The organism is Hymenobacter sp. M1-2 (genome assembly GCF_057808495.1).
In genome coordinates, this window is sequence record NZ_JBTYZO010000016.1 from 1 (window position 1) to 11766 (window position 11766).

At 58.2% G+C, this 11766-nt stretch carries 9 protein-coding genes; 5 read left to right on the top strand and 4 right to left on the bottom strand.

The window, feature by feature from the left end; all coding sequences use genetic code 11:
• Window positions 1–126 precede the first annotated feature (126 nt).
• From recQ to ACYSMN_RS15900, 5 genes are all read left to right on the top strand, one after another.
• Window positions 127–2373 (top strand): DNA helicase RecQ, encoded by a 2247-nt coding sequence (gene recQ / locus ACYSMN_RS15880; RefSeq protein ID WP_488924892.1) that lies wholly within the window; start codon window positions 127–129, stop codon window positions 2371–2373.
• A 162-nt stretch (window positions 2374–2535) separates the two neighbouring features.
• Complete coding sequence (locus tag ACYSMN_RS15885) at window positions 2536–3258, top strand: DUF2306 domain-containing protein (RefSeq protein WP_488924893.1); 723 nt, start codon at window positions 2536–2538, stop codon at window positions 3256–3258.
• Between the two features lie 56 nt (window positions 3259–3314).
• A complete protein-coding gene (locus ACYSMN_RS15890) occupies window positions 3315–4223 on the top strand; it encodes a hypothetical protein (RefSeq protein WP_488924894.1) in 909 nt (302 codons plus the stop codon).
• Between the two features lie 253 nt (window positions 4224–4476).
• A complete protein-coding gene (locus tag ACYSMN_RS15895; protein WP_488924895.1) occupies window positions 4477–5286 on the top strand; it encodes an XRE family transcriptional regulator in 810 nt (269 codons plus the stop codon).
• Window positions 5287–5532: 246 nt separating this feature from the next.
• Window positions 5533–6255, top strand: coding sequence for a pirin family protein (locus ACYSMN_RS15900; RefSeq protein WP_488924896.1), 723 nt, complete (start codon window positions 5533–5535; stop codon window positions 6253–6255).
• Window positions 6256–6384: 129 nt separating this feature from the next.
• Here the strand turns inward: ACYSMN_RS15900 and ACYSMN_RS15905 are convergent, their stop codons facing one another.
• The 4 genes from ACYSMN_RS15905 to ACYSMN_RS15920 form a co-directional block, all read right to left on the bottom strand.
• Window positions 6385–8253: a M2 family metallopeptidase gene (locus ACYSMN_RS15905; protein ID WP_488924897.1), complete on the bottom strand. Its 1869-nt coding sequence runs from the start codon at window positions 8251–8253 to the stop codon at window positions 6385–6387.
• A 121-nt stretch (window positions 8254–8374) separates the two neighbouring features.
• Entirely contained in the window at window positions 8375–9313 is a 939-nt protein-coding gene (locus tag ACYSMN_RS15910; protein ID WP_488924898.1) for a zinc-dependent peptidase, read from the bottom strand.
• A 110-nt stretch (window positions 9314–9423) separates the two neighbouring features.
• On the bottom strand, window positions 9424–9780 hold the full coding sequence (locus ACYSMN_RS15915; RefSeq protein ID WP_488924899.1) for a low molecular weight protein tyrosine phosphatase family protein: 357 nt from the start codon (window positions 9778–9780) through the stop codon (window positions 9424–9426).
• Between the two features lie 205 nt (window positions 9781–9985).
• Window positions 9986–11368, bottom strand: coding sequence for a DEAD/DEAH box helicase (locus tag ACYSMN_RS15920; protein WP_488924900.1), 1383 nt, complete (start codon window positions 11366–11368; stop codon window positions 9986–9988).
• Between the last annotated feature and the right edge of the window lie 398 nt (window positions 11369–11766).

Genomic DNA, 11766 nt, shown 5'->3' on the forward strand with positions numbered 1-11766 from the left:
GTTCATTGTTCATTGTTCATTGTTCATTGTTCATTGTTCATTGTTCATTGTTCATACGCACCATTTCTGTCCGGTTGTGGTTACATTCAGCTTTCATCTCCCTCTGTCGCGTCGTATTTTTACCCGATGTTATTCGCCACCGAACCCCTAGCTCCTACTCTGGCCTCTGCTCGCCGCGTCCTGAAGCAGTACTACGGCTACGACACCTTCCGGCCCATGCAGGAAGACATTATCCAGAGCATTCTGAGCGGGCGCGATACGGTGGTACTAATGCCCACGGGCGGCGGCAAATCGGTGTGCTTTCAGGTGCCGGCCGTGGTGAGCGAAGGCGTTTGCGTGGTGGTATCGCCACTCATTGCCTTGATGAAAGACCAGGTGGAAGCCCTGAAAGCCAACGGCATCTCGGCGGCTTACATCAACAGCAGCGTGGGGCAGAGCGAGCAAAACGGCATTTGCGGCGACTGTCTCAACGGCTACCTTAAGCTGCTCTACGTGAGCCCCGAAAAGCTGCTTTCCGACGGTTTTCTGCAATTTCTCAAGCGGGCTCGCATCAGCATGTTCGCCATCGATGAAGCGCACTGCATCAGCTCCTGGGGCCACGATTTCCGCCCCGAGTACACGCAGCTGCGGGTGCTGCGCGAGCAGTTTCCCTCGGTGCCCATCATTGCCCTTACCGCCACCGCCGACCGCCTCACCCAGCGCGACATCCAGCAGCAGCTGCGCCTCCAGAGCCCGCAGGTGTTCCTCTCCAGCTTCGACCGGCCCAACCTCAACCTCATCGTGCGCCCCGGCCAGGACCGCGTGGGCGGCATCATCGACTTTTTGGAGCGCCATCCCGGCGAGGCGGGCATTATCTACTGTCTTTCGCGCAAGCAGTGCGAAACCCTCACGGCCAAGATTCAGGCCAAGGGCATCAAGGCCGGTTTCTACCACGCGGGCATCACGCCCAATCAGCGCTCCGCCGTACAGGAAGGCTTCCTCAAGGACGATTTGCAGGTTATCGTGGCCACCATTGCCTTCGGCATGGGCATCGACAAAAGCAACGTGCGCTGGGTGATTCACTACAACCTGCCCAAGAATATCGAGGGCTACTACCAGGAAATCGGGCGTGGCGGGCGCGACGGTTCGCCGGCCACGGCGGTGCTATTCTACAGCTTCGCCGACGTGATGCAGCTGCGCGAAATGCTGACCAAGGAAAATCCGCAGCTCACCCAGCTCAACCTCACCAAGCTGGAGCGCATGCAGCAGTTCGCGGAAGCGGCCAGTTGCCGCCGCAAAATCCTGCTCAACTACTTCGGCGAAACCCTCACCAAAGACTGCGGCAACTGCGACATCTGCCGCAACCCACCCACCACCTTCGACGGCTCCCTCATTGCCCAGAAGGCCTTGTCGGCAATAGTGCGCATGCGCGAGCGGGCCTCCATCGGTCTGCTCATCGACGTGCTGCGCGGCATGCGCAACCAAGCCGTGCTATCGGGCGGCTACGACCAAATCAAAACCTACGGCGCCGGCGCCGACCTGCCTTACCTCGACTGGTACAGCTACATCCACCAGATGCTGAATGATGGTCTGCTCTACATTGCCTACGAGGAAGGCTATGCGCTCAAAATCACGGAGCTAGGCCGCGAAGTGCTGCAAGGCCAGCGTCCGTTGGCGCTGAAGAAATTCCAGCCTTCGGAGAAAGCCGAGAAGCCAACTCGGGGCCGCAAAGCGGCGGCTACTGCTGCTGCCCCGGCCACCCGCGAGGCCCAACTGTTCGAGGCTCTGCGCGCCTTGCGCAAGCGCATTGCCGACGAGCAGAACGTGCCGCCATACGTGATTTTCACGGATGCCACCTTGCAGGAGATGGCCGTGGAGCGCCCCGTAAGCCGGGTAGCCATGCTGGCTATTTCGGGCGTGGGCATGAAGAAATTCGACAACTACGGCGAGCCATTCATCAGGGAGATTCTGGCCCACGGCGGCAACCCCACCGCCGAAGCCGAGGCCCAGGACGTAGCCGGCAACCTCGACGCCGACGACCCCAGCGCGCCCCGCGCCCCACGCAAGCGCGAAGCCAACACCGAAGCCGGTAGCACCGCCGAAACCACATTTCAGCTCCACCGCATGGGCCTGAGCGTGGACGCCATTGCTGAGCGGCGCGGACTGGCCGCTTCCACCGTGCAAACCCACCTCACCACCTGCTACGCCAACGGCCACGACCTGCGCATCACCGACTTCCTCACGCCGGAGGCCCTAGCCGAAATCCAGACCGCCCAAGCTCAGCTCGGCGGCAGCCCGATGCTCCGCGACCTATTCGACCACCTGCGCGAGAAGTACGACTATTTCCGCCTCCGCCTGGCCCTGATGTATTTCAAGAAGCTGCGCGGCGAATAAACGGGCGCAAGAACTTTGTAAGAGCAGCGCGAGTCGCTGCTATGAGTGTCGGTTTGTGTTTAGAGCGGTTACAGGGTAAATGTATTCGCTGGCATGTAGCGCGAAGCTCCAGCTTCGCGCTACACTTTATAAAGCAACCCGAACGGCACTTACATTTACTATATGCCCGCTTCGCCTCTTCTTGCTTCGCGCGTTACGCAGCTACTCGCCTTTCTGGCCGTGGGAGCATTCAGCGTGCTTATGCTTTCGAAGGTGCTTCCTTACTTGAGCTTCGAGAAGGGCATCTTATTCCTCACCACCAAGTCGGACGCGACCAACGACAACGAACTTTTCCGGCTCGGCTTTTACGTGCACATCACCAGCAGCTTGTGGGTATTGGTGGTCGGGCTCTTGCAACTCGTACCAGCGCTGTACCGCTGGCGGCCTCGGCTGCACCGCACGCTGGGCAAAGTCTATGTGGTGTCCATTCTGGCCCTAGCCGCGCCTTCGGGCCTTATTCTGGCTGGCTTTGCCAACGGCGGATTAGCGGCCAAAGTAGGCTTCACAATGCAGTGTCTGGTGTGGTGGCTGGCCACGTGGCAAGCCTACCGCATGGCCCGGCAGCGCCGCTGGCTCCTCCACGCCGAATGGATGCTGCGCGCCTACGCCGTTACGCTGGCCGCCATGAGTCTGCGCCTAGAAAGCTACGGGCTCCACCACCTGTTCCACACCAAGCCATTCGAAACCTACCTCACCGTAACCTGGCTTTCCTGGACGGGTAACCTACTGCTGGCAGAGGTGCTGGTGCAAGCGGGCCTGGGGCGCTGGTACGTCCGGGCACTCCAGGTGGGCAGCGCAGTTGCTAGCGCTAAGCCAGCCTCTGCTTTAGTAGAAACTACGCATTGAGTAAATGCCTATATTTCCGTCCGTTAGCACATTGTAAGCCTCAAGCTGCTCATAGTATGAAAATCTCCTTGACTTATTTGCCCTTGCTGGCCGTGCTACTCTGCGCCGCCTGCCAGCAGCAACCGGCCGCTCAAGCGGCTGCTACTGAAGCCCCAACCGCCGCAGTAGCTGCCACCCAAACCCCAACCGTGGTAGTGGCTCAAGCCAAGTCTGTGGCGCAGGCGGCTCCTGCCCCAACGGTTCCGAAGCTGAGCCCGGAAGCCCAACGCTTTTTCGCGCGGCACGACCTCGCGCCGTTGATGCAGTTGGATAGCAAGCAGCCCATCGCGCAAAACGGCTTCTACGGCCCTGAGCAGTACCGTATTGAGTTCGTGCTGACGGATGTCCGCCGCGATGCTGCCACGCCGCAGCTTTATCACGTAAAAGGCAAAAACCGCTTCAAAGGAGTTATTACGCCAGTCGAGGGAACCATCGTTTTCGAGCAAAAGATGGCGCAGCCTAAGCTCACGAAGCAGGAGCTGGAAGAAATCCAGAAGTATGGGCTGGACTTTGAAGACGGAGAAAATCTGTATTCGGCCACTGGCCGCTTCACGCTGCGGGAAGAGGCTGCCGCGCGCGGTGCCGGGGTATTTCGCGGCCAAGTAGCCGCCGACTTTATGGTGAACGACGATGGTGCGCTGACCTCCTTTTCCCAGGGTAAACACGGCGCCTCCCACCGGGGCGATGTCACGTTTAAAGGCACCTGGACCAGCAACGCCAGCGGGCAGCAGAAATCGGTGGTCTGGGTAAAGGATATTTTCACCTATGAAGACACTTTGCTCTCCGACTTTCTCATCGGGGGCCGGGAGGCAGATTTCAACCCCAAATACGCTAAGCTAGGCTGGAATAGCTACTGGGAAAACGACGAGTGGTGGGTTGAATCGGAGCCGGCCACTGCCCAGGCAAACAGCCCTGAAACGCTCTAACCGCGGATTTTAACGTCTGGCTACGGTGCTGGAAGCAATTGCTGACGTGCATATTTTTCGGACAGCGTTGTCGCGGTTCTCGTAAGCCAACGATTCGCGCGCAAGCCAAGAGTTGAGAGAGCCGGTCTGGCGCTGCCAAAAATTTTACTAAAAGTTTCAGCTAATTGAATTAGTATTCGCGTAGAAGGGTTCGTATCTTCGTGAGCCGGTAATTATTTACCGTTGTAGCCTTTTCAACCGGCTCCCCTGCGCAATGATTAACACGAACCTCAAATTCTGGCGGCGCGAACTGGCCCTGACGCAGGCCCAGATGGCCGAAAAACTTGGCATCAAACGCTCGCTCGTGGGCGCTTATGAAGAAGGCCGCGCCGAGCCCAAGCTCGCCACCCTCGTCAATATGGCCCGCCTGTTCGGCATCTCGCTCGATCAGTTGGTAACCACTGACTTTAGCAAAAAGAAGAATGCTAAAGCGGCGGTGCGCCAGCTGGAAACGGCGGGCACTCCCGGCGGCCCCAACCCTACCCGCCCCGGTGGCAACCTGCGCATTCTGGCCCTGACCGTGGATAAGGAGCAGAACGAGAATATTGAGTTAGTGCCGCAAAAAGCCGCCGCCGGCTACCTCAACGGCTACGCTGACCCCGAATACCTCGAAGAGTTGCCCAAGTTCCGCCTGCCTATGCTGGGCACCACCGGCACCTACCGCGCCTTTGAAATTGCCGGTGATTCCATGCTGCCCATCGCCAGCGGCACCGTTATCGTGGGCCGCTACGTCGATGACTGGATGAGCATCAAGGATGGCACACCCTGCATCGTGGTGAGCAGCAAGGAAGGCATTGTGTTCAAGCGCGTCTTCAACCGCCTCAAGGACGCCGCCATGCTGGCCCTGCACTCCGACAACCCGGTGTACTCGCCCTACGAAATTGACGTAGAAGATGTGGTAGAAATTTGGGAAGCCAAAGCCTACATCAGCAGTACCTTCCCCATCGCCGACCTCTCGTTGAACCGCCTGGCCAGCATCGTACTGGATTTGCAGCAGCAAGTAAGCACCATGAAGAAGGTATAATTAATTGGCCGCTGTCATTGCGAGGAGGCACGACGACGCAATCCTTCCTCTCACAGCGTACAACTTAAATGAAGCAGCAAGCCCTTGACGTTATCAGTCGTCAAGGGCTTGTCTGTTTAGAATACTGGTCTCAAAGAGAGGAAGGATTGCCACGGCTGCGCCTCGCAATGACAGCCCTCGTATGCTACGGCTAACTTCCCGCCGCGTTAGCCCGTAAGGCAATACGACAACTCAACCTCTCCCGCCATGCTCAAGATCATTCCGGCTCCGGCCCGCCACCACGCTGCCCCGGTACAGTGGCTCAACAGCTACTTCCTCTTCAGCTTCGCCGATTACTACGACCCGCAGAACACGCAGTTCGGCCCCCTGCGCGTCTTCAACGACGACACCATACAGGCGCAATCCGGCTTTCCGCAGCATCCACACTCCGACATGGAAATCGTGACGCTGGTGCTCGATGGCGAGCTGACGCACGAAGACACCTCGGGCAACAAGCGCGTAATCAAGAAGGGCGACGTGCAGCGCATGACGGCCGGCACCGGCATTGCCCACTCCGAATTCAACCACACCAACGAGACGCTGCATCTGTATCAGCTCTGGTTTGTACCCTCGCAGAAAGGTCTGGCTTTTAGCTACGAGGATATGGACCTGAACTTCCTTAGCGGCCACAAGAATGAGCTGCGGCCGTTGGTTTCAGGGCAAAAAGTATTGGAGAATGTCGTGTACATGAATTCCAATTCCACCATTTACTGGTGTAATCTGCAAGAAGACAAGACGGTTACGTTCAAAACTTTCCCCATCCGCAATACCTTCATCTACGTGAAAGAAGGCTCGCTCTATATCAACGGTGTCGATATTGGGCCCAACGACCAAGTGCGTTCCACGGACGAGCACGTGCTGGAAATCCGCGCCAGCAAAGACGCACAATTTATTTTAATTGACCTACCCGGAGCAGAAGCTAATTTCTAGTTGCTTTCTTTTTTCAAAACGAAAAAGCCGGTTCAATAGAGCCGGCTTTTTCGTTTTGAAAACTATGTCAGATGCTGCCAATGGTGTACCAACAGAAGGACTCAATGAAAGAGTCTTTCCACTGAAAATTTACATCGTGTATTTCCGCCCCTTGTTCTGCTGTTTCAGATACGCCATCAGCGGCTGGAAATACTCCACCATCGCGCGGGCGGAGAGGTCTTCACCGGTTTTCTCTTTGAGCACGGTGCGCCAATCCTTGCTGGCGCCGGGCCGCATGATGTCGGCCAGGAATTGGCCTACTTCCTTGCTGCCGTAGTAGTTGGTGGCGTGCGGGTCCTGCTTGAGGATGTTCTTGGCAATATGGTCGTGAAGCTGGAACAGGATGACGTACGAGAGGGCGTAATCGTAGTACTGCGCGGGGTCGTCGTTGATGTGGGTTTTGGTGGCGGGGTCGAGGTAGTTTTCGCCGCGCGCGGTGGGCGGCACGATGCCCTGGTACTGTTTGGCCAGCTGCCACCACCGGGCATTGAGTTGGTCGGCGGGCAGCTTATCGGCGTAGAAGCTGTTTTCCCACTCGCTCATCACCCCCGAGGCGAAGGGAATGAAGACAGCGTAATTGAGGGCTTCTTTGAGCAAGGCTTGGGTCAGGTCGGGTTGGGCTTTGGCGTTCACCAGGTCCAGACCCGCCAGGAAGGGCTTTTGAGTGGCGGCGAGGCCCATGAGGCTGCCCATGGCCTCGTGGTAGGCGCGGTTGGCACCTTGGCGCAGCAGCGGCGGCACGTCGGGGTTGGTGTAGGTGAGGTAGTAATAGATGTGGCCCAGCTCGTGGTGGGTGGTTTCGTACCACTCAGTGTTGCCTTCCACGCTCATCAGGCTACGCACGTCTTGCTCCAGATCCATGTGCCAGGCCGAGGCGTGGTTGTTCTTTTTGTAGGCGGCGTCTTTGGGCAGCGGGTAAAGGCTGCTTTTCTCGTAGAAACTAGCCGGCAGCGCCGGGAAGCCCAAGCTCTGGTAGAATCGCTCAGCCTGCTTCACCTGCCACTCGGCTCCTTTTTTGGCCAGCACCGGGTCAATGTTGAGGCCCTTCACATCGACCATCGCGCTCCAGTCTTGGCCCCAGCGGTTGGGCAGCCAGGAAGCGGGCAGGTAGTCAGGCACTTGCTTGACGCCGTATTTCTTGGCTAGCTCATAGCGGGCGTAGGTATGCAGCTCGCGGTAAAGGGGGCGCAACTCCTCGTTGATTTTACGCACCAGAGCCATCATTTCCTCGCGGCTCAGGCCGTAGTCGGAAGCCTGGTAGGTGAAGTAGTCGGGGTAGCCGAGCGCCTGCACGGTCTCGTTGCGCAGGTCGCGCAGGTTGAGCAGGCCGTCTTTGAGCGTGGGGCCAATGGCTTTGCTGGCCTCCCAGATCTGCTGCCGCTTGGCGGGATTCTTCTCCTTACGCAGCAGCTCATCCAGGTCGTTGGTAGTTACTGACTTGCCAGCGTACTTATAGTCAAAGCCGTAGAGCTTTTCGGTTTGGGCGGCTTCGGCTTTGATGCGGCGTTTCACCACCTCGGCTATAGTCTGGGGCGAGTTGGCGGCGTTGTAGAGGGCCGTTTGCAGCTGCTTCACTTGTAGCTCCGGGAGTTGGTCTTTGTGCTCAAGCAGTTGCCGGAGCTGCCGGATGTTATCGGCGCTGCCCGTGAAGGCGGCCATTCGCTCATTGGCGCGGGCCGTAGCCCCGGAGTTGCTGGTGTCGCCGGGCACGATGCGCGTGTTGGAACGCCACTCCGCCTCCGTCGCCTGCGTGTACAGGCGTTGGTAAGTGCTAGTGTAGGTCTTTAGAAACGCATCGGCCTGCTGCTCCCAGGAGGGCGCCGCGGGTTGGGTGGCGGGTTGGGTGGCGGGTTCGGGTGTGCTAGTGGCCGGTGTGGTAGTAGCCGTGGGCGCTTTGGCGGTGGGCGCGCAAGCGGCTAGTGTGGCCACCGCAAGAATGGGTAGGAAGGGTTTTTTCATGGCTGGCCTAAAGTTAGCATACTATCGGCCGAACACTTATCCGTTCAGTGGGCTGGTTTCAGCGAGAGGAAGAATTGCTTCGTCCCTGGCTTGATGCGCCACATGCTCGCAATGACACTAGCTACGCCGCTTGCTGCAACAGGTGACAGTCCTTGTACTTCTTGCCACTGCCGCAGGGGCACGGGTCGTTGCGGCCGAACTTGCGGCGGCTACGCAAGCTACGAATCCACTCGCGCGGGTCCACGGCGAAGCGAAGGAAGCGCTTCTTAGGGTTTTGGCGGAAAGCCCGCATCAACAACTGATATAGTTCTGGGTGATGCTCCTGCAACTTCTCCGGCTTCTCGAAGAAATACTCCGTCACGACAGCAAAGAACTCGGCCTCGTTGGTGCCGGCGTAATCGTTGATTTCGGAGTGGCCGGCCCGTATGGCGGCTATTTCTCGCGCCATTACCTCCTGCCACTCGGGCCGCAATTCCGCCGGCAGCGTCGTGGCGGGCACGCCATCGATGGTGCCGTCGGCCTCATCAAGCAGGTGCGCAAACTCGTGAATGCCCACGTTCTGCTTGTCGAGCGTATCCTGGAAGCCGCGCTCCAGCGAGGCTTTGGAGAGGTGCATGTAGTGCGAAGTCTGGAAGTTGCGGACGCTGCCCAGCAGCGTGCCGGCCAGCGGCGCCACTTCTTTGTTGGGGTCCTGCTGCTCATTCCAAGCATCGGGCACGACTAGCACCTCGCTCAGGTTGCCGTACTCCCACTCAGGAAAGCCGAAAACGGGAATGACGGCCGAAGCCGCTACCAGCACCTGAGTGGCATCGTCTATCTCCGTTTGAATGCCGGTGATACGCGTCTGAGCCAGAAACACCTGCATGCGCTTCTCAAACCGCTCTTTGTCGCCGGGCGTGAGGGAGAGGTAGAAGGCTACGCGCTCGGCCAGAATCTGCCGCCACGCGGCCGGAAAATTCTCGGCCACTGCGGCGGCACGACGGCGTGCATCAGCCGTAACGTAGCGGTAGAACAGAATTCCCACAACCGCCAGAAAAGCGGCAAAAATCAAATAACTCATGGGCGGCTAAACGGGCAGCAAGTTGTTTGGTTTCCATCATAATAACATGCTGCCCTTGTGCGAGTGATGCTCGTGCAGCGAAAGCCTAACAGGTCTACAGACCTATTAGGCTACAGTTCGGGTAGGTGTTCTTGCAGCCGCTCACGGAGCAGGTCTTGCAGGATGTGGTCCATGAACTGAAACTTGTCGGGAATGCGCAGAGTGATAAGGGGCTTACCGGCCAGTGCCGCACCGAATTTCTGCCGCAGAATATCCGCGTGCTTGCGCTCCATCACGAACACCACATCGGCCCAGCCCAAGTGCCCAGCCGTGACGCGCACCCTGGCACCTGGCTCCGTGCCGGCGGAACGAGCTTCGTAGTGGGCGTGCCCCTCAAAGAGCCGCTCGGCGGTGAGGCTGCGCCAGCGGTTTTGGCTACAGATGAAGAGGAGCTGTTGGGCGGAAGGCGGAACTGGGGATGAAGCCAAAAAACGAGCAGGACGAACGTGAGCGTATATTTTGCGCAAATTGGTCCGCAAACCCGCCGAATACAAACTTGCTACCCTCTTTATGGTCTGCCACACCACATAAAACAAAAGGCCTGCTGTTTAGTAGGCCTTTTTGATTTTGATTGGCTATTATCATTCGGCCACAAAATCCACGGAATCCGAAAAATCCACCCGAATCCGTGGTTCAGACGACCATTGTTACGCGCACTTTCTTGCCTTTTACTTTCGCGCCTAATAGGCGCTGCGTTACTTCCTGGGCCATTTGGCGCGGTACGGCTACATAACTGTAGTAATCAAACACCTCAATGTGGCCGACTTGCTCCCGGTCTACGCCGCCCACGTTCACGAAGGCGCCCACCAAGTCGTGGGCACTGACTTTGTCCTTCTTGCCGGCCGATACGTGCAGGGTCACGTTTTCGGGGCGGGGAGTCTTAGCAGCGGCGGGTGGCAGTTTGGGCGCCTTCATCTCGTGCCACTTGATGCTCTCTGCTACCGGCCATTTCTGCACGTGGGCCTGTTCCTTGGGTGTTGCCAAGAGGTGCGCGGTGCCCTCAGCGCCGGCACGGGCTGTGCGGCCAGCCCGGTGTTGGAAGGCGTCAGCTTTGTCGGGGGCGTCGTACTGAATGACGGTGTCGAGCTGGGTTACGTCGAGGCCGCGGGCGGCTACGTCGGTGGCTACCAGCACCTGACTGGAACCGTTACGCAGTTTTAGAAGAGCTTTATCACGCTCTGGCTGGGGCATTTTGCCGTGCAGCACTTCGGCCGCTACTTCGCGGCCCTGGAGGAAGCGGGCCAGTTCCTGGCACTTTTCGCGGGTATTGCAGAAGATGAGGGCGCGGCCGGTTTCGGGTTGACGCAGCAGGTGCAGCAACGCAGCGGGTTTCTGTTCGATGGGGCCCACGTGGCCGAGCAGCGTTAGGGATTCGGGCAGCCGGTCTTCGTCTTGGCCCAGGTTGATGACGCGGGGCCGCGTGAGGTTTTTGCGAATCAATTCCAGCACCTTATCCGACATCGTGGCCGAGAAGAGCAGCGTCTGACGGCGGCGCGGCAGGCGTTTCACAATCTCCACCAACTCGTCCTGAAAGCCTAGCTCCAGCAGCTTATCGGCCTCGTCGAGCACCAAGCTCTTGAGTTGGTTCGGGATGATGGTACGCCGTTCGAGGTGATCGAGGAAACGGCCGGGCGTGGCTACCACAATGTGCGGCGCCTGCGTGAGCGCGGCTTTTTCTTCGCGGAAAGCGTGGCCGCCGTAAAAGGCCGCCACCCGCAGATTGGGCAGAAACTTGCCCATTTTCTTGAGAGCGTCGCGCACTTGCAGGGCCAGTTCGCGGGCGGGCACCAATACCAGCATCTGCACGGTGTCCTGCTTCACGTCTACCTGCTGCAAGAGGCCCAGGCCGTAGGCAGCCGTTTTGCCCGAGCCGGTGGGGGCTTGCCCGGCCACATCCTGCCCGTCCAGCGTGAGCGGAAGCACCTGCTCTTGCACGGGCGTGGGCTGAGTGAATTGCAGCTCTTCGAGGGCTTGGAGCAGATAAGGCGCGAGGCCGAGGTCGGCGAAGGAGGACATAAGCAAAGGATTAGCTGACAAAGGTACAACCTACCTCCTAGCCTCTCCCTGGAAATCTAAGATACAGCCAGCCGTAGACCGATGTTGAGCTTCTCAGCCTCTGCAAACCAACGGCAGCTTGATGCAGCATTTGCTACTTCCTGCCCCGAAATTCTCCACAGAAACGCGTTTACAAAGTAACTCATATTTTGCATAATGCCGCGATTAAACAGCTTCATTTATCTTCTACTATTGCCAATGCAATCGTCATTTCTTGGCTGTTTTCAGCCTCCTCACCCAAAGGCACGACGGTGAAATACGGCAGTAAAAACCTTGAAGTTCAACCGCTTTATTACTGACTCTGTTGCCAAGCACGACAGTTTTATTACTAACATAATTAAGGCTTGGCAACAGACTTA